The sequence below is a fragment of the Fictibacillus aquaticus genome, assembly GCF_002245695.1.
Classification (GTDB): Bacteria; Bacillota; Bacilli; order Bacillales; family Fictibacillaceae; genus Fictibacillus; species Fictibacillus aquaticus.
This window is the reverse complement of sequence record NZ_NOII01000001.1, coordinates 367,521-386,614: the sequence shown is the minus strand read 5'-3', so window position 1 is coordinate 386,614 and position 19,094 is coordinate 367,521. Positions and strand designations below refer to the sequence as shown.

The window sequence follows — 19,094 nt, the reverse complement described above, 5'->3', positions numbered from 1 at the left end:
AAAAGAAAGGAGAACGCATGAATACAGCAGCGAAAACGAAGCACATATCAATCGAGCAGGCGATGGAACATTTTACAGACGGAATGAGCCTGATGATCGGGGGATTCGGCGGAGTAGGTGCACCGCCAACTTTGATAAGTGCATTGCTTGATAAAGGTATCAAGGATATCTTTTTAATCAGCAATGATACTGGGTTTCCGTGGATCGGACCTGGTAAACTAATCACCGAAAAAAGAGTGAAAAAACTGATCGCATCACATATCGGATCAAATCCTGAAGCAGGGAAACAAATGCAGTCAGGCGAATTAGACGTTACTTTTGTTCCTCAGGGGACTCTGGCCGAGAAGATCCGGGCAGGAGGGATGGGGCTCGGCGGCATACTGACTGATGTCGGACTCGGTACGGTTGTAGAAGATAACAAGGAGAAAACGGTCATAAATGGATTGGAGTATATGATCGAACCGGCTCTGACCGCCGATGTTTCGATCGTTTATGCCCAAAAAGCGGATCAGTACGGAAATCTTGTTTACGATAAAACAGCCAGGAACACGAATCCGCTGGTGGCGATGGCTGGAAAAATTACGATAGCCGAAGTAGAAGAAATCGTGCCTAATGGCAGCCTGGATCCCGAATGCATCATCACGCCAGGAGTATATGTCGATTATATTGTTCAAAGCAAGGGAGTGGACTGGAAATGGGTTTGGGAATTGAAACAAGACACCAGATCGCAAGGCGGGCAGCTAAAGAAATAACGAGCGGCATGATCGTTAACCTCGGAATCGGCATCCCCACACTCGTTGCCGATTATATACCAGAAAACAGCGGTGTTATGCTTCATACGGAAAACGGAATATTGGGAATGGGCGGCTCTCCTCTTGCGGGGGAAGAAGACGGCAACCTCTCAAATGCAGGAGGATATCCTGTAACGATCCTGCCCGGAGCATCCTATTTTGACAGTGCCCAGGCATTCGGCATCATCAGGAAAGGATTGCTTGACGTCACCATATTAGGGGCGCTCGAAGTTAGCGGAAAAGGGGACATCGCGAACTGGATCGTTCCAGGCAAGAGAGTTCCCGGGATGGGCGGAGCGATCGACCTTGCTCAAAAAGCCAAAAAGGTGATCGTGTTAATGAACCATTGTGACAAAGAAGGGAAACCGAAGATAGTGGACGCATGCAGCCTTCCATTAACCGTAAAAGAAGGTGCTCATATGATCATTACGGAAAGAGCGGTGTTTGAAGTGATTGACAGGAAACTGCACTTGCTTGAAATCATGAATCCATATTCGCTGGATGAAGTGATTGCCGCAACTGGAGCGCATATCGTTCTTCCTGAGAAAATATCCGTCTTTTATTAAAAGAAAGAGTGGGGAGCTGTTATGAAGAAAAGAATCAGAGCATGGCTTGCCGAACATACCGAAGAAGCTGTCTCCTGGCTTGCTGAAGCTGTTCAGGAACAAAGCGAGCAAGGAATGGAAAAAGGTGTGCAGCTGCTTGTAGCGGACAGGCTGGACAAGATCGGGCTTGATGTGACGGTGTACGTGCCAGAAGGCGAAGAGTTTCTGAAGCATCCATATTTTTGTGCGACTAGAAACGATTTCTCTGAAAGCCCGAACGTCATTGGTAGGTGGAATGGCACAGGCGGCGGACGGTCAATCGTCCTGAACGGACATGTTGATGTTGTACCTGCAGGTGACTTGAACCAGTGGGATGAGGATCCATACAGCGGGAAGGTAGCTGATGGAAAGTTATACGGCAGAGGATCAACCGATATGAAAGGCGGAAACCTGGCCGCTATGCTCGCTGTTCAAGCACTGCGGGAGACGGGCTGCAAACTGAGAGGAGACGTAATTTTTCATAGTGTAGTTGAAGAAGAAAGCGGCGGAGCAGGAACGCTGTCTGCTGTTTTAGAAGGTTTCACGGCAGATGCAGCGATCATTCCGGAACCGACAAACATGAAGATATTTCCCTCTCAGCAAGGATCAATGTGGTTCAGGGTCACTGTGAAAGGGAAGGCAGCTCATGGCGGTACCCGTTATGAAGGAGTAAGTGCGATCGAAAAGTCTATGATTATCGTCCATGCATTGCAAAAGCTTGAAAATGTGAGGAATGAGAGAATCATAGATCCTTTATATAAAAACATCCCAATACCTGTACCTATTAACATTGGAAAAATAATGGGAGGTAACTGGCCTTCCTCTGTTCCGGATACAGTCGTGCTGGAAGGAAGGATAGGGGTTGCTCCACACGAGACGATGGAAGAGGTAAAAGACGAGCTTCATGCTGCTATGGCCGGAATAGATGATAAATGGCTGCGTGAGCACCCTGCTGAAGTGGAATGGTTTGGCGCTCAATGGCTACCTGGAATGATCGATCAAGAACACGAGCTGATGCAGCTGCTGACAAAGAATTTTAAAGATTCTCAAGGCTATGATCCTGTTATTGAAGCCTCGCCATGGGGGACGGATGGGGGAGTGCTGACGACAATAGGGGATACACCGTCTATTGTGTTCGGTCCTGGAGTGACGGCGGTCGCTCATTATCCGAACGAATATATCGAGATTTCAAAGATTATTGATGCTGCCGAAATTATTGCATTGACGATCTTCGATTGGTGCGGAGGCAGTACAGATTAGAAGCGGGTAAGCTATCGGTCTATTTTTTCTTCATTTTTTGACCTGGCAAAGATGCCGGGTTTTTTTATATTTAGGCTCTGTTAATAATAAGGTGTTGTACGTTAATTTCTCCTTGGGCATAAGAAAGATAGACCAAAAGCCGAAACTCAGCAGGCCATTCTAACAGAGTATATTTTTTAAGAACTGTTGTTTTATTAATATGATATGATGGTTTTATATGGAAAAAGGGGCAGAGGAAGTATGAAAATATGGCAAAAAGCGATCGTCGGCACGATGCTGCTTGGCGGTTTTGCCGGATATACTCAATACCAGAAGACAGCAGAGCCGGCATGGAAAGTGAATGAAAATGAGTTTTATATTGTTAAAAAGCTTAAAGAGGGACTGCAGATTGAATATGTTCAAAATCCGCAGCTTCGTGTTTCTGATCACTTCGGGCTGATTCAGAAAAATTTCAATGAAGTCCAGCTGCCTGGAGATTTCCGAACGTTTAAAATCGAACAGTTTTCTTTTTCACCTCATGAGTCGTATCTCCTCTACAGCGTGGATCTGAAAGAATCAGATAAGAACGAATTGGACGTTCCTGTGCTAAACGCTAAAAAAGCGGTCTACACTTTTGAAGACGGCAGTGAAGAAGAATTCCCTCTGATCTTTACTGTGAATGGCGAAGCTCCAGCAAACGAATTTGTATACAAACATCGTCTGTACCGTTCTGTACGTATCCAGCCGGATTTTCAACAGTTATCAGAAGATACGTGGCAGAAAATTAACACTACGCAGAAATTGAAGCTAGATCAATTAACGCTTACCTCGAAGAACAGTGAAACAAAGCTTAAGCCAGTATTTTTTAAAGTTAACCCGCATAATGAGGAGAGCATCCTCGGCGCAGAACCGCTAAACAGGAAGATACCTCTTCCAGATGGCGGAAGCGCAACGTTCAAGGATTTTGAAATCTCCTATTACTTTACAAGAATTACGATGGAGCAAGGTTTTGATGATCATGTGGTCGGCTTTGGCGGGGAATATGAAGGAATCCCGCGCATTGAGCAGCCTGTTTATGAATTGATGTATACAGAGAAATCGGGTTTTTTTATCCCGCTTTTTAATTTTGATGCAGGCACAATGCTTAATAGCGGAAAGAAGAGCAGCACCATTACATTCGACAGCGTCATGTATCGATCTGGCGAAAGTTTTAACTGGAAAGTGAAAGGTAAGGAGATGGCGGAGTTTAATAAAAATCGTGTTTTAAAGGAAAAAGAAATTCTTTTAGGAAAAAAAGCGGGAGTCTCTTTTTATGATCTTGGTTATTATTATGACGGAAATGCTCCGATGATTAAGTTTACAATGAAGCAGGAAAGTGATTTTCTGGTACAAGATTTCGGTCCTGTTCCAAAGTACAGGCTGGAAGAAAGCTTTTCCGACCGTTCTGAGTATGAGACGCTCAATGACAATCAAAAAAAGCAGATGTTTAGAAATGTCTTAACCGTTAAAAATGCAGATGGAATGGAATTGAAGAATTTCGATATTTATTATCTTGAGAATTATACATATGGAATCGCTTTTCACGAAGGCCAAAAACTTCCTGAGGAAGATTTGCGAATAGAATTATCGAATATAGTATATGCCAAGCAGCTGGCTGAAGTTGAGACGCTGAAGCTTTCAATGCCTAAACCAAAGTAATGGGGTACGGTACCTTTTCGAAAATTTCATGGTGCAGCAGCATGTAATATAAATGGTACCGTACCCCCTAGTTTTCTATAGAGGCTTTGACTGAGCTCTCTTGATAAACATCTCTTCTTCGCCTGTGACACCGCAGGCAGCGCACTGTACGAGGCGCGATGACCCATTATATGGGAGGTGAAAGGGGTCGAGGCTTTCTTCTTCAGAGTATTGATGAACAAGATTCCCTGTCCCAGGATCGAGCTTGACGGATACTGGCACCTGCTCCATAATGTTAAATCGTGTTCTGTTCGTTTTGCAGTTAGGACATAAATACGGATTTGACATGGAAAATACCTCCTTTTTTATCCATTCTGCCCCTTATCAAATAAAGATATGTATGATTAATAAATCGCTTGACTGTATGCCATCCTAATAGTATCTCGCAGCAAAAGGGGTGAAATAGATGGGAAGGCAAAAGAAAGGCAACCAGAACGCTCAGGACAATAACAACGCCAAAGGAAGAAACGACACACTGAATGAAATGGCGTCTTATGCAGAAGTAGAAACAAATAAGATGCACCATGGCAAGAAAACAAAATAACTGTACAGAATTTAAGACACTTGTTATAATAAAAACCTGCGATGTTAGTGGCTTTTCATTGTCTTTAACCTTTGATTGTAATTCGGGAATCTTATATGCCTGTCAGGCTGCCAAGCCTTCAACGCGTAGAGGAAGGCAGTAAAACAGCTGCGGATACCCACCTGTGAGAACAGGTTCAAAAGACAATCTAAGCTACGGCAAAGCGGGTTTACTTATTGTCAATGACAGCTTATTTTACATCATGTAAAATAAGCTTTTTTATATACTGATCGAATTTTAAACCGGGGGATACATGAGATGAACGAAAACAATGAGAAAGTCCTTTTAATTGACGGATTCAACCTTCTGAGCCGCTGTTACTTCGCGACTGCATATGGAAAAGAGATGCATGAGCTGCCGCGTAATTCAAAAGGTCTTTTTATTAACGCTGTACGCGCGACGATCCAGAAGCTTGGGGCACTGATTCGCCAGCATGAGCCTACACATATGGCAGTGGCATGGGATGTAAAGAGGGATGAAACACTTCGCCGTGAAACGTTTCCAGATTATAAAGGGACAAGAGGAGAGCTGCCTGAACCTCTTATCCAGCAATACGAAACACTTGTAGCTCTGTTCGGGCAGCTCGGCATCCCGCAATATTCGGTTCCGCGATACGAAGCAGACGATATCATCGGTACACTTGTTCACAGATGGAGAACAGAGAAGGACGGAGAGTGTATCATTTACAGCAATGACCGGGATCTTCTTCAGCTTCTCTGCGAAAAAACTTCCCAGCTGATCACGTCGAAGAAAGAAGAAGTGAAATACACGCTTCTGCACTTTCAGGAGGAGTTTGGCATCACGCCCGTTCAGTGGATCGATGTGAAAGCTTTGCTGGGGGATAAAAGCGATAACATACCGGGAGTTGCAGGAGTGGGTGAAAAGGCTGCACTTCCGCTTATAAAGCTGTATGGCTCAGTCGAATCGGTCTATGAGAACATGGAGGCACTCGACCCCGCATTTAAACGTTATCTAAAGAAACTGGATGCAGGAAGAGAAATGGCTCTGTTGAGCAAAAACTTATGTACGATCTTTACAGATGTCCCAACAGTGCTTGATATGGATCTGGATACTTGCCGATGGAAACTAGACAAGGATATGATGAAATCTGCACTGCTGGAACTGGATATTAACATCAGAGTGGGCTAAGCTGCCCGCTCTTTCTTTTTGTTGAAATAATGAAACAAAGGAATCTCAGAGGCGATCATACCTGATAAAATCAAAAAGCATCCAATAGCCGCTTTAAATCCTAACGTTTCGTTAAGCCAGACGTAAGCAGTCAGAGCGGCAAAAACAGGCTCTGTAGCAAAAATGAGAGCGACCCTCGCCGGAGTTGTATACACTTGAAAATATGTCTGGGCTAGAAACGCCAGCGCCGTAGCGAATACAGCGGTGATAATTAAGGCAGTAATCACTTCTGCAGAAAGCAGGATGTTCATGTCAGTGATACTTTTATAGTCTTCCGTAAATAAAGCTGTAATCAAACTGCACACTCCCACGGTCATAAGCTGTGTGAGAGTGATGATCCATGCGGTTCCTTTTTGCGCGAATTTCCCTGTGTATACAATATGTAAGGCAAATGAAAAAGCACAGAGCAGAACAAACAAATCTCCTTTGTTGATGCCCGTCTCTTTTCCGGCTGCGAGCAAGTAAAGACCGCCTGCCGCAATAAACGAACTGACGAGGGACTGCAGGGGCAGCTTGCTTTTTAGCAGAAAAAATGAAAGCAAGGGAACAAGGACGACGCTCAGTCCAGTGATAAAGCCAGCATTTGCTGAAGTGGTATAGAGAAGCCCGACAGTTTGAAAGCCATACCCGAGAAAAAGAAAAAAACCTAGTATGATTCCTTTTATCAAAATTGAAGCATTCGTGTTTTTAAAAGTGCTGCGGTTGAAAGCTAAAATGAAAAGGAATAGAAACAAAAAAGCCATCAAAAACCTGATCGAGTTAAAAGAGTATGGTTCGAGCAAGGCGATCGCGTTCTGCACGATCACAAAGGTTGTACCCCATATCGCTGCGACCAATAATAAACTGACATCTGCCAGCAGCATGTTTTTTTTCATTCTGTTTCCTTTCCGTTCAGCTGAATGGCTTTTCTGGCCAGTTCATCTGCCATCTTATTCTGTTTGGATGGAATCCATTTAATAAAGAACAAATCGAGTTCATCTATTAACTCTAGCGCATCTTTTAGAAGAGGCTCGTACCGTTTATCTTTCGCATATTTTTTTTCGACTGCACGCTCTACAGCCTGTGAGTCAGTTCTGAATGAAACAATCTTAAAACCGTTTTCGCGGCATTTTTTTAATGCGGATATTAAAGCTCTGAACTCTGCTTCATGGTTAGACATCACGCCGAGAGGCACACTATAGGTTAATGCAGGACCATGTCCTGTTTTTATAAAAATGCCTGCCCCTGACATGCCCGGGTCTCCTGCGCTCGCTCCGTCAATATATACTTCAATCATTTTTATTCCTCCGTTGCTGGATACTACATAGTATTATATAGGAAAACAGCGAAAAGAAAATCCATCGTGAAAGGAAGCGGCAAAACGTGGAACTGAAAATCGTGTGGCGCTATAAATATCCTAAAAACACAGAAACGATCATTTTCTCCAGCAGCGGTTTTATGCCGGTAAAAACCGCCTTGGCAGTTGGGAATGATCTTGAAAAGACGGGAAGAGCCGCAAGCATTGAATATATAGATGAATACGAGACATCATGGTCAATTAAAGAAATAAAAAAATGGCTGAAAGAAAAGGAAACAGAACCCGAGCATGTTACCGCATATTTTGACGGAGGCTTTCAGGAAAGCGGGTGTTTAAGCGGACAGGGCATACTCATTTACTTTAAACAGAACGGAAGCGCTTACCGGTTAAGAAAAAACGCCGCTATGGCTGAGATGACTTCAAACAATGAAAGCGAGTATGCAGCGCTGTGGCTTCTTGCTGATGAACTTGAACAGATGGGAGTCCGCGACGAAAAAGTCAATATTAAAGGGGATTCCAAGGTTGTGATATACCAGATGTCTGGCGAATGGCCATGTTACGAAAGTGAGCACCAATATTGGGCAGATAAAATTGATGCTATCTTTAAACGGTGTTCCATCCGGCCGCAGTATACATGGGTTCAGCGCAGCGAAAATAAAGATGCGGATAGTCTGGCATTACAGGCAATTGAGGGGAAACTCATCAAGGCGGTAAAAGAATTGATTGATTAAAAAAGGAAACTCTTGGTACAATCATCTAAGGAAAATGCTTTAATCGGGAAGTGAGAAAAAGTGAAACCGTCTAATATTGAAAATTACCTAGATTATTTATCTTCAAAAGGAATTCGGTTTGAAGACGGCCAGGTACAATTTTTTTTATTTGGTAAGCATTACTGTGACGCCAGTGATGTCCAAGTGGAATGTGCGATCGAGTGGATGTTGAAGCATCAGTTTGGCTTTGATCCCAGCTATTTTATTGAACTTTTGAAAAGGCTGAAAGAAGAGAATGCCGTTTCAAAAAAAGAAGCGTATCACCTTTTTAACCGCATCACGAGTCAAAGCAAAAAACACGCATAGAGGAAAAAAATGAAAAAAATTATTCAGATGACAGAAGAATTTGTAAGGCGCAAGCTTGGAAACGAATCCAGCGGCCATGACTGGTACCATATTCATCGTGTCCGTCAGCTTGCTCTTAAAATTGCGGAGCAAGAAGGAGCAGATGTTTTTATCTGTGAACTGGCCGCCCTGCTGCATGATATCGCAGATGAAAAAATAGCAGGAAGTGAAGAAGCAGGACTAGCCGAGGTCAGCGATTGGCTGCGAACAATAAAACTTGAGGCACAAGTGGCAGATGCTGTTTTGCACATTATTCAGAACATGTCATACAAGGGCGGTCATGCTGGAGAAGCGCTGAGTCTTGAAGGCAGAGTAGTTCAGGATGCCGACAGGCTTGACGCGATAGGAGCAATCGGGATCGGCCGGACGTTTGCCTATTCGGGTGCGAAAGGGCAGTTGATGTTTGATCCAGAAATACCGGTTCGTGAAGAGATGACCAAAGAAGAGTATCGGAATGGAAAAAGCACGGCTATCAATCACTTTTATGAAAAACTGTTAAAATTAAAGAGCGGGATCAATACACCTTATGCGAATAAGCTGGCTGAAGAACGCCACCAATTCATGGAGGATTTTTTACAGCGGTTCTCTCTGGAGTGGGAAGGCAAAAAATAAAAAGGTCTGGACACAGCATGGATTAAACATGCTTGTGCCAGACCTTTTTATGCTTCTTCCGGACGCGGGCCGGCATCAAGACCGGATTGTGAAACGGTCATGACAGGCTTTATGACTGCATCTTCACTGACGCAGATCTGGCATGACAGGCGAATGCCGTCAGCAAGACCTTTTGTTTCGATGATTGCTGCTTCCATCTCATTCATCGGCCCTAGATCTCCTGACAGAACTTCAACACGGCATGTCGTGCATTTAGCTTTACCTCCGCATCGATGAAGCATATCTACTCCGTTGTCTTCTAATGCGTTTACAAGCTTCCTGCCATTTTCGATCTCATACTCGCCAAATCCTTGAACTGTAATTTTTGCCATTATTCATCCTCCGTTTCCTGTGCTTTCCAGTACATATTATACTCTTTTTTTCACTGTAATAATAGAAGTTTAAACGCTACCTGTTTCTTCGCAAACTAAAGGTCGCAGTCTGGCATGTTTTTTTGTTACAATAAAAGAAGTGAATATACTTTTTTTATCCTTCAAGGAGGGCAACCCACGTATGCCAGAAAAAACGTCTCACAAGTCGGATATTGAAATCGCACAAGAATCAAAGATGCTTCCGATCAGCCATATCGCAGGACTGCTCGGAATTGACGAAGAAGATTGGGAGCCGTACGGAAGATACAAAGCAAAGCTCTCACTTGATCTATTTCAAAAGCTTGAAACGAAACAAGAAGGAACCGTTGTTCTAGTCACCTCCATAAACCCTACTCCTGCAGGAGAAGGGAAATCAACGGTAACTGTAGGACTTGGCCAAGCTTTTAACCGAATCGGAAAGCAGACGATTGTCGCTCTTCGCGAACCGTCATTAGGTCCTAGCATGGGTATTAAAGGCGGTGCTGCTGGCGGCGGATATTCTCAAGTGATGCCTATGGAAGAGATCAACCTGCATTTTACAGGCGATATTCACGCGATTACTACAGCAAATAATGCACTTGCCGCTTTAATCGATAATCATATTCATCAAGGGAACGCATTACATATTGATCCCCGCAAAATCGTTTGGAAACGCGCGCTCGACATGAATGACCGGGCACTCCGCAGGATTGTTGTTGGTCTTGGAGGGCCTCTTCAGGGAGTTCCGCGTGAAGACGGTTTCGACATTACGGTTGCTTCAGAGATCATGGCTATTTTTTGTCTGGCTGTAAGTGTCAAAGATTTAAAGTCAAGACTTTCCAAAATGGTTGTTGCCTATGATTACAGCGATAGCCCAGTGACAGCGGGAGACTTAGGAGCAGAAGGCGCTCTCACACTTCTTCTAAAAGATGCTCTCATGCCTAACCTCGTGCAGACTCTTGAAAACACGCCGGCAATCATCCACGGAGGACCGTTTGCAAATATCGCACATGGCTGCAATAGCATCATTGCTACAAAGCTTGCTTCGAAACTAAGTGATATTGTTGTAACAGAATCTGGATTTGGAGCAGACCTAGGCGCTGAGAAGTTCTTGAATATAAAAGCAAGATATGGCGGGATCAAACCAGGTGCGGTCGTAGTCGTTGCGACAGTGCGGGCGCTGAAAATGCACGGCGGAGTCCCAAAAGACGAGCTTTCAGTTCTTGATCTTCCTGCACTCAAAAGAGGAATGCCTAACCTTGCAAAGCATCTGGATACGCTGAAACAATTTGGAGTGCCGGCTGTCGTTGCGGTAAACCGCTTTGTAAATGACGATCAAGCAGAAGTCGATTATATTTTGGAATGGTGTAAATCAGAGGGCGTGCAGGCTGCAGAAGCTGATGTTTGGGCTGACGGAGGAGCTGGCGGAGAAGAACTGGCACGTACGGTGCTGAACGTGATGGAATCAGAAGATAACAATTATAAGCCGCTGTATGAGCTGGATATGCCGCTTGACGAAAAAATCAAGACGATCTGCCAAAGGGTATACGGGGCTGAAGATGTTCAGTTCTCACCGAAAGCAATCAAACAGATTGAACAGTTCACATCACTAGGCTGGGGAAATTTGCCGGTTTGTATGGCAAAAACCCAATATTCTCTTTCTGATGATCCTAAAAAACTTGGAAGGCCAGAAAAGTTTATCGTCGCGATCAGGGAGCTAAGAGCTTCTGTAGGGGCAGGGTTTATTGTCGCCCTTACTGGTGATGTGATGACGATGCCGGGACTTCCAAAGCGTCCAGCAGCGATGGATATGGACGTTACTGAGGAAGGCAAGGCAGCAGGGCTGTTTTAGAATTAGGATAAATAAAACATAAAGGAGGCAGATGTGATGAAGCCGCTTCAACTATCACCCGACACGGCAGTCAAACTGGCTAAAGCGCTGAATGTACCGCTCGAACAGCTGATGCATATGCCTCAGCATATTCTTGTTAAAAAGCTGATGGAATTAAATGAACAAGATAATAATAAAAACAGTGATGATAAAAGGGAATAAAAGTCCGGAGATTAAACCGGATTTTCAAGGAAGGAAACGAGATGAATAAATTAACACCAGGCACAGCAGTTACCGTGAAAGTAGCCAGAAAAGCTGATTTTGGCTATTTTTTAAGTAACGGTACAGAAGAAGTCATGCTTCATAAATCAGAAGCGTTGAAACAGCATGAAGAAAACGATGAAGTTACCGTGTTTTTATATCAGGATCATGAAGGCAGGATTGCAGCTACGGAATCAATGCCAAAAGTGCGCCTTGACTCACTTGCATGGCTTGATGCAGCCGGAATTAATAAGAAATACGGTACGTTTTTAAACATGGGCATCAAGAAAGATGTCCTCCTTTCAAAGGACGATCTTCCGCATGACTGGGAGCTATGGCCTCAGGCGGGAGATAAAGTCTATGCGGGGCTGAAGCTCGATAAAAAAGGCCGTCTGTTTGCCGATTTAGCTACAGAGGAAGAGATGGTTGAGCAGGCTGAAGCTGCAGGAGAAGAGATGGTTGAGCAGGCTGAAGCTGCAGGAGAAGAGCTGCTGAATAAGCAGCTCGAAGGGTACGTTTATAAGCTGAATGACTCGGGTGTACTGCTCTTTACAGATGATAAGCTGATCGGTTTTATTCACAGGGATGAAATGACCAGAAAGCTCAGGCTCGGAGAAAAAGTTTCGGCTCGTGTTTCTTACGTTCGCGAAGATGGGCGTATCAACATGTCAATGAAGCCGCGCAAGGAATTGGCGTACAGTGAAGATGCAGAAAAAATTGTTTCTTTCTTAAGAAAAAATAAAGGCCAGATGGGACTTACCGACAAATCTTCTCCTTCAGAGATTGAGGAAGTGTTCCACATCAGCAAAGCGGCATTTAAGCGGGCTATGGGGAAACTGTTAAAAGAAGACAAAGTGGTTCAGGAAAACGGAAAAACATTTTTAAAGATATAGCAGATTCAGAAAAAACCCGGGAAGAAGTAATATCCCGGGTTTTTTCTATCGTGAAAAATTATAATTATGCATTGTAAGTCATAAAAAACCTTGAATCCTTTATCTTGCTAGTGTACTATAGAGTCTATTGTGTTTCCGTTACTTTTAATTAATATGGGGAAAACTATTTACAGGCTATTATAGGAGGTTATTTCTTTGAATAATAAACGACTAGGACTTTGGGTGCTTACAGCGCTTGTTGTCGGCAACATGGTCGGTTCGGGTATCTTTATGCTGCCTCGTTCTCTCGCTGAAGCAGCAAGTCCGGCAGGTGTTTTATCCGCGTGGCTTATTACAGGATTTGGTGTACTAATGACAGCGCTCGTGTTCGGGAACTTGTCTGTCAGGAAGCCAGATTTAAACGGTGGCCCGCAGAACTATGCGAAAGCGCTCTTTAAAGAAGGCAGTGAAAGCTCGCTTCTTGGCGGATATCTCGTAAGCTGGGGCTACTGGGTAGCTAACTGGGCAGGAAACGTTGCGATCATCACGACTTTTGCCAGCTACCTTTCAACCTTTTTCCCAGTCATGACAAATGAAAAAAAGCTGTTTACTTTTTTATCACAAACCGTTACAGCCGGCGGTCTGATCACATTTATTGTGTGCAGCATGCTGCTTTGGGCGATTCATTTCATGATCTTAAGAGGGGTTGAAGGCGCTGGCCGTATTAATTTTGTGGCGACGGCGGCAAAAGTGACAGGGTTTTTTCTGTTTATCGTGGTTTGTCTTTTCGCTTTTGAAGCATCTAATCTGATTCCTTTTGCAGAACCAGTTTCAGATGGCGGAGGGGGAAGCATTGGACTCCTGGGCCAGGTGAACAATGCTGCGATAGCAACACTGTGGGCTTTTGTTGGCGTTGAATCAGCTGTCGTTTTTTCAACGAGAGCTAAGAAGCAGACTGATGTGAAAAAAGCAACGATACTCGGTCTCTTCATAGCACTTGCTTTGTATATTTTAATTACAGTACTTGTGATGGGAACACTGCCGAAAGAAGAGCTCGTCAAATCGCAAAAGCCGCTTGTAGATGCCCTTTCAGCTGTTATCGGACCTTCAGGCAGTTATGTGATGGCACTACTGGGTATCATTTCACTTCTTGGTGCGACAATCGGATGGGTGCTGCTCTCAGCGGAAGTACCTTTTCAGGCGGCGAAACAAAAGATGTTCCTGCCGCAGTTTTTAAAAGAAAACAAGAACGGAGCACCTGTATTTTCATTGATTGTGACCAATATTTGCACACAGCTTTTCATTTTTTCGGTTATCTCACAATCAATGGCCGAAGCGTTTGATTTTATTATTTTTATCGCCACGCTCGCATTCCTTGTTCCTTATATCATGGGGGCATTCTACCAGCTGAAGCTTGTCATTACAGGTGAAACGTATGAATCTCAGCCGAATGCACGCAGGATTGATGGTTTAATTGCCGGCATTGCGGCGATCTATTCCATTTGGGTAATAAAAGCCGGTACGGCAGATTTAAAAACCTTCATGCTAGGTATTGCTTTGCTTGCTTCAGGAATTGTGTTTTATCCGATGGTGAGAAGGCATTTTATTACAAAAAAATCAGCTTAATATTAAAGAGAATGCCGATGTTCGTGCATTCTCTTTTTCTGTTCCAATTAACTGCAGATTGAAAATTAAAACCTGGAGGGCGATAATGGAAAAGAATATAAAATATAGTTTGTGGAGGAATGTATGCAGCATATTGATACAAGCGCTGATAAAAAAGAAAATGGACTTACTAAAGTTCAAGCGATCGATGCCTACCTGGACTCTTTGAACCATGTAACGAGCGTTCATATAGCAAAGATTCTTTATAACATATTAAAAATCGATATAAACCGCATATCCTCTGCAGGAGAAGGAAGAAAAGCATCGCTCTATCCTCCTGCGGTTATGGAGCGAGTGCGTTCGAGCCTTGAAAGGTCAGGAAAGCCCGTTCATGATGCGTTCATCATGAATTTGGAGAAAGCAGAAGTACTCGATCATTATTTAGGGCAGCACCACAACTCAGGAAGCGGAATCCGGGCCGCAATCAACATGATATTTGGCATGAACATTGAGGGAATAGCAACTCTTGCGGCAGCAAGAATCGCGCTATACTCGAAAGGGCAATGGATATCAAAAACGAATAAAGATCTTGTGGCGGTGTATACAGGAAAAGGAGATATCGATGTTGAGATCCGGCCGACACCTTATTTTACCGAGAAGACTGGACTGACAAACCTGCCAGAAAATTTGCAAGAGCTGCTGCAAAATCTCGGTTTCTCGTTTCATGAAGAAAAGGGAGCGTATTATTATTGTAACCCTGAAGGTGAATCAGTACCGGATGATTTTAAGACAAAAACGATGAACACAATCATGAATGGAATGAGTGGATACGCTTCATTATAAGGACATACATAAAGGAGCCCGTCAGCGGTGGCGCTGAAAACTATTTGATGCTATTGCAATTCAGAGAAGAGGTTGATCTCCTCTTCAGGTGCACGCTTTCCGCAGGGCTGCGGTTTTCTGCTGGACAAGGAAAGCGCCGGCAGCGATACATTGCACGAAGGAAATGCAAACTTCATTTTCGAAGAGTCGACCCCTTACACTCCGAATCAAACTTTTAAAGGATGGGTTCAAGATGTTTAAGCGGTTGTGATATTATTTTTAAACCTTTGAAATCACCCACACGTTTACGATACTTAATTGTACAGAAGAAAGGGTAAAACCACCTCGCAATACGAGTTGGTCTTACCCTTTTTTTGTATTTGGTTTCTATTCATTTGTAAGCAAAATTCATTGTGATTGTAGCGGAAGGGTGCGAGACTCCTGCGGGACGAGCGGGAAGGTGAGACCCTTTAAGGCGCAAAGCGGCAAAGGGGCTCACCGCACGCCCCGCGGAAAGCTCAGCACCCTGGAGCGGAAATCACCGCACTACACTTTTTAGTAGAGGACTGTAACAGTGCTCTTCCAGGCATGAGGAATCCTTTTTTGTGATTAAGCGCCTTTATTAAGATCGATGCCCGTATTAGCCTTGACGAGGATTTCGTCGAATTTTGCGGCATCAGCTTTTTCACCAGAAAGCACTGTCCCTAAAAAGGCTCCGATGAATCCGAGAGGGATGGAGACAATCCCTGGATTGGCAAGAGGGAAGATAGCTTCGCCAGTCAGGATAGCAGCTCCTTCTACAGGGTTCCAGACGCTTGGAGATATAGCAACTAATAAAAGTGAGCTGAACAAGCCTACAAGCATCCCTGTAACAGCGCCGGTTGTGTTAAAGCGCTTCCAGAAAATCGTCAGCAGGATAATCGGCAAGTTTGCACTCGCAGCTACTGCAAACGCAAGAGCTACTAAGAAGGCAACGTTTAACTGCTGAGCGAACAGAGCTAGGATAATGGAAAGGACGGCGACACCGACAGAAGCCCAGCGAGCTGCGTGCATCTGTTCTTTCTCTGTCGCTTTTCCTTTTCGCAGAATATGGCTGTAGAAATCGTGAGCGAAAGCTGAGGCAGCAGAGAGAACAAGTCCCGCAACTACGGCCAGTATTGTCGCAAAAGCTACGGCTGAAACAAAAGCGAACAAAAAGTCACCGCCAAGCTCCTGTGCCAGCAGGGGTGCAGCCATGTTACCGGCGGCATTAGCAGAGACGATCGCGTTATTGCCGACAAAAGCAGCAGCCCCAAAGCCTAAGAAGATGGTCATGATGTAGAACGCACCGATCAGCCATGTTGCATAAACCACCGATTGCCTCGCGGTAGGAGCATCCTTTACCGTAAAAAAGCGGATCAGGATATGAGGCAGGCCAGCCGTACCAAGTACGAGAGCTAGATTCAGTGAAATCGTGTCTAATGGATCTTTAAATTTGTTTCCTGGATTCAGAAAAGCTTCGCCCAGCGGTGTCGCTGTTTTCACATGCTCAAACATGGCAGTGAGGCTGAAGCCAAATTTGGCGAATACCATCAGAGAGATAATGAATGTACCTGCCATTAAAAGGACAGCTTTTACAATCTGCACCCAGCTTGTTGCAGTCATTCCGCCAAAAACGACATAAACAGTCATTAAGACACCGACGATTAATACAGAGTATACATAATCGATTCCGAGCAGAAGCTTGATCAGCGCGCCTGCACCCACGAGCTGTGCAATCATGTAAAATATAGAAATAGAGATTGTGTTCAATGCTGCGACACCGCGGATCTTCTTATCGTTGAACCTTGCCGCAATCATGTCTGCCATCGTATATTTACCAAGGTTTCGCAAAGGCTCGGCCACCAGGTAAAGGACAACAAGGTACGCGACAAGGAATCCGATGCTGTAGAAGAACCCATCAAAACCTGCCAATGCGATCGTACCGGCTATGCCAAGGAAAGAAGCGGCAGACATATAGTCGCCTGCAATAGCCAGTCCGTTCTGCCAGCCTGTCAGTCCGCCGTCTGCTGTGTAAAAATCACTCGTTGTTTTTGTCTTCTTGGATGCAAAATATGTAATCACAAGAGTAAGGAGAACGATTCCCAAAAATAGTGTAAATGCTGTACCGTTCATCAGCTCGCCTCCTTTTGGGATGAATTCTGAATTTTTGCAGTCATCTCATCAAACTTGGCTGCTTTTCTTGAATAGAGGACGCATAACGACCATGTCATGACGAATTGAGCGAATGCAAACACCCACGCCCATGTAATGTCGCCTGCTGCTTTTTCGTTCAGCACAGTCGAATACGCTGTCATTACGGGAAGAGCAAAATAAAATACAAAAAAGAAAATCGTCATGGGAAGAATAAAGTTTTTCTTTTTTCTCATCAGCTCTTTAAAAGCAGGAGAAGAAGCAATCGCACTGTAATTCTTTTCATTTTGCTTGGACTGTTTCAAATCTTTTCCTCCTCGCAATATTAAAATTGGAAACTGTCTTCTATCCTCCTTTCAATACCGCGTAAAAATTCAGAATATTCACAAATATAATTATAAACGAAAAATACATTCTCTGACAACAAACAGACTTAATGTGAACTGCGGCACATAGTTTAGTATAATAGAGGCAAATTACGCTAAGTCAGCTATAAGAAGAGGTGAAAATGGTGAGTCTTGTATTAGTAAAACTAGGGATATCCGCCTTTTTAGGGCTTATTATCGGCATTGAAAGAGAATTGAAGAACAAGCCTGTCGGATTAAAAACAAGCCTAGTAATCTCGATCAGCAGCTGCCTGCTGACCATCGTTTCAATCGAGTCTGCCGATAGGTTTTCAGAAATGACTGACCGTACGATGATGGATCCTCTCCGTCTAGCGGCGCAAATTGTGAGCGGAATTGGTTTTCTTGGTGCAGGTGTTATACTCCGCCGCAGCAATGATGTAATTTCGGGATTGACTACAGCCGCGATGATCTGGGGCGCATCAGGGTTAGGAATAGCGGCAGGAGCAGGATTTTACATGGAGGCGGCTGCTGGAGCCCTATTAATCTTGATCTCTGTTGAACTTATCCCGCTTATCATGAAATGGATCGGTCCGCGTGCGCTTAGAAACGTTGACATCCGTCTTAAGCTTGTAGTAAGGGAAGAGGCGGATATGACCAACCTCATAAAGAAAGTGAACGAGCAGAACGTCAGGATTACAAATGTCAGGATCAAGGATCTTGATTCCGGACTGCGTAAAATGGAGCTTGCCGCAGCCATATATGAAAAGAGATATACGACGGATCTGTATTATGACATCAAAAGGATAGACGGTATCCAGACAGTCGAGATCGAGACATTAAACTAAAAAACAGGCTATTGCTGGAAGGACAAGATGTTTTAAAAATCATGAAACGCCATTTTCGATCGACGAAAAAGGCGTTTCCTTTTTTCTGCTCCTGAATAGGATGTGAAAAAAGGGGAGAAGAGAATGTCGTGGCCTATGCTAAACCGCAAGCCGATGATTGTTCCAAAATTATGGTCGACGGTTAATGTGAATGTGACATATCCTGAGATCACAGGCTTAAAAAACCCAGCTGTAGAACGATATATCAATGAAACAATTCGATATTACGTATATGAGATGGTCAGGCCAAGATGGGATGAACAAACTGAAATAACAGGAAAGTATTTTGTGAAATTGAATAAGAAAGATGTTATTAGTTTATATTTCGAGATTTTTTCCTACACTCAAGGAGCTGCGCATGGCATCACGGAAACAAGCTCGCTCACATATTCGGCCGAGACAGGGCAGCTGTTTTTGCTGAAAGATTTGTTTCTTCCCGGCGAAACATACATCCGCATTATTAATGCATTTATAAAAGAAGAGATTAAAAGCAAAGAGATCCCGCTCACATCTGAGTTCAGCACGATCACTGAAAGGCAGCCTTTCTATCTTACTCCTCATACACTTGGGATCTATTTTCAGCAATATGAATACACACCATACGCTTATGGAATCCCTGTTTTTGAAATACCTTACGCATTGTTGAAAGGAACCGCTGCACCGGGTTCCCCGATAAAAAAGCTTGCCTGAATAGATGAATTCATAAAAATTAAAGCCGGCTGTTGCTGATGTAAAAATCAGTAAAGCCGGCTTTAATTCATTAAA

22 protein-coding genes and 1 other RNA gene are annotated in these 19,094 nt (G+C 43.9%); 17 read left to right on the top strand and 6 right to left on the bottom strand.

The annotated features are described in order from the left end of the window. Positions 1-17 precede the first annotated feature (17 nt). From CGZ90_RS02065 to CGZ90_RS02050, 4 genes are all read left to right on the top strand, one after another. Positions 18-752, top strand: a complete 735-nt coding sequence (locus tag CGZ90_RS02065; protein WP_094250669.1) for a CoA transferase subunit A — start codon at positions 18-20, stop codon at positions 750-752. Then, positions 695-1,357 (top strand): 3-oxoacid CoA-transferase subunit B, encoded by a 663-nt coding sequence (locus CGZ90_RS02060; RefSeq protein WP_094250668.1) that lies wholly within the window; start codon positions 695-697, stop codon positions 1,355-1,357. Before CGZ90_RS02065 ends, CGZ90_RS02060 begins: the two co-directional genes overlap by 58 nt. Positions 1,358-1,378: 21 nt before the next feature. Continuing rightward, positions 1,379-2,635 (top strand): peptidase, encoded by a 1,257-nt coding sequence (locus tag CGZ90_RS02055; protein ID WP_094250667.1) that lies wholly within the window; start codon positions 1,379-1,381, stop codon positions 2,633-2,635. A gap of 240 nt (positions 2,636-2,875) precedes the next feature. Then, on the top strand, positions 2,876-4,312 hold the full coding sequence (locus tag CGZ90_RS02050) for a hypothetical protein (RefSeq protein ID WP_094250666.1): 1,437 nt from the start codon (positions 2,876-2,878) through the stop codon (positions 4,310-4,312). 75 nt (positions 4,313-4,387) lie between these two features. Here CGZ90_RS02050 and CGZ90_RS02045 read toward each other — a convergent pair whose 3' ends face one another. Then, complete coding sequence (locus CGZ90_RS02045; protein WP_094250665.1) at positions 4,388-4,639, bottom strand: DNA alkylation repair protein; 252 nt, start codon at positions 4,637-4,639, stop codon at positions 4,388-4,390. A gap of 118 nt (positions 4,640-4,757) precedes the next feature. On the opposite strand from CGZ90_RS02045, the gene CGZ90_RS20595 reads away from it, so the two are divergent. From CGZ90_RS20595 to CGZ90_RS02030, 3 genes are all read left to right on the top strand, one after another. Further along, positions 4,758-4,895 (top strand): hypothetical protein, encoded by a 138-nt coding sequence (locus CGZ90_RS20595; RefSeq protein WP_094250664.1) that lies wholly within the window; start codon positions 4,758-4,760, stop codon positions 4,893-4,895. Between the two features lie 30 nt (positions 4,896-4,925). Then, positions 4,926-5,108: non-coding RNA, 6S RNA (ssrS, locus tag CGZ90_RS02035), on the top strand. 84 nt (positions 5,109-5,192) lie between these two features. Next, positions 5,193-6,083, top strand: coding sequence for a 5'-3' exonuclease (locus tag CGZ90_RS02030; RefSeq protein ID WP_094250663.1), 891 nt, complete (start codon positions 5,193-5,195; stop codon positions 6,081-6,083). Here the strand turns inward: CGZ90_RS02030 and CGZ90_RS02025 are convergent. Beyond that, the gene (locus CGZ90_RS02025; protein ID WP_094250662.1) at positions 6,080-6,997 is read right to left on the bottom strand and encodes a DMT family transporter; all 918 of its coding nucleotides are present in this window, start codon (positions 6,995-6,997) and stop codon (positions 6,080-6,082) included. The genes CGZ90_RS02030 and CGZ90_RS02025 overlap by 4 nt on opposite strands. After that, positions 6,994-7,398, bottom strand: coding sequence for a reverse transcriptase-like protein (locus CGZ90_RS02020; RefSeq protein WP_094250661.1), 405 nt, complete (start codon positions 7,396-7,398; stop codon positions 6,994-6,996). The genes CGZ90_RS02025 and CGZ90_RS02020 overlap by 4 nt, the downstream gene beginning before the upstream one ends. Positions 7,399-7,484: 86 nt before the next feature. Here CGZ90_RS02020 and CGZ90_RS02015 point away from each other — a divergent pair, with 86 nt between their 5' ends. From CGZ90_RS02015 to CGZ90_RS02005, 3 genes are read left to right on the top strand one after another with little or no spacing between them, the layout of a single operon-like run. Further along, positions 7,485-8,150 carry a reverse transcriptase-like protein gene (locus CGZ90_RS02015; RefSeq protein ID WP_165766739.1) on the top strand — a complete coding sequence of 222 codons (666 nt, stop codon included), beginning with the start codon at positions 7,485-7,487 and terminating at the stop codon, positions 8,148-8,150. 60 nt (positions 8,151-8,210) lie between these two features. Continuing rightward, positions 8,211-8,495, top strand: a complete 285-nt coding sequence (locus CGZ90_RS02010) for a DUF6123 family protein (RefSeq protein ID WP_094250659.1) — start codon at positions 8,211-8,213, stop codon at positions 8,493-8,495. Between the two features lie 9 nt (positions 8,496-8,504). Then, on the top strand, positions 8,505-9,146 hold the full coding sequence (locus CGZ90_RS02005) for an HD domain-containing protein (protein ID WP_094250658.1): 642 nt from the start codon (positions 8,505-8,507) through the stop codon (positions 9,144-9,146). 47 nt (positions 9,147-9,193) lie between these two features. On the opposite strand, the gene CGZ90_RS02000 is transcribed toward CGZ90_RS02005, so the two are convergent. Next, positions 9,194-9,517 (bottom strand): 2Fe-2S iron-sulfur cluster-binding protein, encoded by a 324-nt coding sequence (locus CGZ90_RS02000; protein WP_094250657.1) that lies wholly within the window; start codon positions 9,515-9,517, stop codon positions 9,194-9,196. 181 nt (positions 9,518-9,698) lie between these two features. Here CGZ90_RS02000 and CGZ90_RS01995 point away from each other — a divergent pair, with 181 nt between their 5' ends. From CGZ90_RS01995 to CGZ90_RS01975, 5 genes are all read left to right on the top strand, one after another. Further along, positions 9,699-11,387 (top strand): formate--tetrahydrofolate ligase, encoded by a 1,689-nt coding sequence (locus CGZ90_RS01995; RefSeq protein WP_094250656.1) that lies wholly within the window; start codon positions 9,699-9,701, stop codon positions 11,385-11,387. Between the two features lie 36 nt (positions 11,388-11,423). Continuing rightward, entirely contained in the window at positions 11,424-11,588 is a 165-nt protein-coding gene (locus CGZ90_RS01990; RefSeq protein WP_094250655.1) for a YycC family protein, read from the top strand. Positions 11,589-11,629: 41 nt separating this feature from the next. Then, positions 11,630-12,520, top strand: coding sequence for a CvfB family protein (locus tag CGZ90_RS01985; protein WP_094250654.1), 891 nt, complete (start codon positions 11,630-11,632; stop codon positions 12,518-12,520). 195 nt (positions 12,521-12,715) lie between these two features. Then, a complete protein-coding gene (locus CGZ90_RS01980) occupies positions 12,716-14,125 on the top strand; it encodes an amino acid permease (protein WP_094250653.1) in 1,410 nt (469 codons plus the stop codon). A gap of 123 nt (positions 14,126-14,248) precedes the next feature. Continuing rightward, complete coding sequence (locus tag CGZ90_RS01975; protein ID WP_094250652.1) at positions 14,249-14,947, top strand: hypothetical protein; 699 nt, start codon at positions 14,249-14,251, stop codon at positions 14,945-14,947. A 588-nt stretch (positions 14,948-15,535) separates the two neighbouring features. Here the strand turns inward: CGZ90_RS01975 and CGZ90_RS01970 are convergent. Together CGZ90_RS01970 and CGZ90_RS01965 are read right to left on the bottom strand one after the other, a co-directional pair. Then, the gene (locus CGZ90_RS01970; RefSeq protein ID WP_094250651.1) at positions 15,536-17,080 is read right to left on the bottom strand and encodes a solute symporter family protein; all 1,545 of its coding nucleotides are present in this window, start codon (positions 17,078-17,080) and stop codon (positions 15,536-15,538) included. Continuing rightward, the gene (locus CGZ90_RS01965) at positions 17,080-17,403 is read right to left on the bottom strand and encodes a DUF485 domain-containing protein (RefSeq protein ID WP_276206746.1); all 324 of its coding nucleotides are present in this window, start codon (positions 17,401-17,403) and stop codon (positions 17,080-17,082) included. Before CGZ90_RS01965 ends, CGZ90_RS01970 begins: the two co-directional genes overlap by 1 nt. A gap of 203 nt (positions 17,404-17,606) precedes the next feature. On the opposite strand from CGZ90_RS01965, the gene CGZ90_RS01960 reads away from it, so the two are divergent. Next, a complete protein-coding gene (locus CGZ90_RS01960; RefSeq protein ID WP_094250650.1) occupies positions 17,607-18,290 on the top strand; it encodes an MgtC/SapB family protein in 684 nt (227 codons plus the stop codon). Between the two features lie 123 nt (positions 18,291-18,413). Beyond that, a complete protein-coding gene (locus tag CGZ90_RS01955; RefSeq protein WP_094250649.1) occupies positions 18,414-19,019 on the top strand; it encodes a DUF3298 and DUF4163 domain-containing protein in 606 nt (201 codons plus the stop codon). The last annotated feature ends 75 nt before the right edge of the window (positions 19,020-19,094 follow it).

Excerpts from the sequence above, each read along its gene's own strand:
- CGZ90_RS02065 (WP_094250669.1), top strand. The coding sequence starts at position 18 with ATGAATACAGCAGCGAAAACGAAGCACATATCAATCGAGCAGGCGATG.
- CGZ90_RS02060 (WP_094250668.1), top strand. The coding sequence starts at position 695 with ATGGGTTTGGGAATTGAAACAAGACACCAGATCGCAAGGCGGGCAGCT.
- CGZ90_RS02055 (WP_094250667.1), top strand. The coding sequence starts at position 1,379 with ATGAAGAAAAGAATCAGAGCATGGCTTGCCGAACATACCGAAGAAGCT.
- CGZ90_RS02050 (WP_094250666.1), top strand. The coding sequence starts at position 2,876 with ATGAAAATATGGCAAAAAGCGATCGTCGGCACGATGCTGCTTGGCGGT.
- CGZ90_RS02045 (WP_094250665.1), bottom strand. The coding sequence starts at position 4,639 with ATGTCAAATCCGTATTTATGTCCTAACTGCAAAACGAACAGAACACGA.
- CGZ90_RS20595 (WP_094250664.1), top strand. The coding sequence starts at position 4,758 with ATGGGAAGGCAAAAGAAAGGCAACCAGAACGCTCAGGACAATAACAAC.
- CGZ90_RS02030 (WP_094250663.1), top strand. The coding sequence starts at position 5,193 with ATGAACGAAAACAATGAGAAAGTCCTTTTAATTGACGGATTCAACCTT.
- CGZ90_RS02025 (WP_094250662.1), bottom strand. The coding sequence starts at position 6,997 with ATGAAAAAAAACATGCTGCTGGCAGATGTCAGTTTATTATTGGTCGCA.
- CGZ90_RS02020 (WP_094250661.1), bottom strand. The coding sequence starts at position 7,398 with ATGATTGAAGTATATATTGACGGAGCGAGCGCAGGAGACCCGGGCATG.
- CGZ90_RS02005 (WP_094250658.1), top strand. The coding sequence starts at position 8,505 with ATGAAAAAAATTATTCAGATGACAGAAGAATTTGTAAGGCGCAAGCTT.
- CGZ90_RS02000 (WP_094250657.1), bottom strand. The coding sequence starts at position 9,517 with ATGGCAAAAATTACAGTTCAAGGATTTGGCGAGTATGAGATCGAAAAT.
- CGZ90_RS01995 (WP_094250656.1), top strand. The coding sequence starts at position 9,699 with ATGCCAGAAAAAACGTCTCACAAGTCGGATATTGAAATCGCACAAGAA.
- CGZ90_RS01990 (WP_094250655.1), top strand. The coding sequence starts at position 11,424 with ATGAAGCCGCTTCAACTATCACCCGACACGGCAGTCAAACTGGCTAAA.
- CGZ90_RS01985 (WP_094250654.1), top strand. The coding sequence starts at position 11,630 with ATGAATAAATTAACACCAGGCACAGCAGTTACCGTGAAAGTAGCCAGA.
- CGZ90_RS01975 (WP_094250652.1), top strand. The coding sequence starts at position 14,249 with ATGCAGCATATTGATACAAGCGCTGATAAAAAAGAAAATGGACTTACT.
- CGZ90_RS01970 (WP_094250651.1), bottom strand. The coding sequence starts at position 17,080 with ATGAACGGTACAGCATTTACACTATTTTTGGGAATCGTTCTCCTTACT.
- CGZ90_RS01960 (WP_094250650.1), top strand. The coding sequence starts at position 17,607 with ATGGTGAGTCTTGTATTAGTAAAACTAGGGATATCCGCCTTTTTAGGG.
- CGZ90_RS01955 (WP_094250649.1), top strand. The coding sequence starts at position 18,414 with ATGTCGTGGCCTATGCTAAACCGCAAGCCGATGATTGTTCCAAAATTA.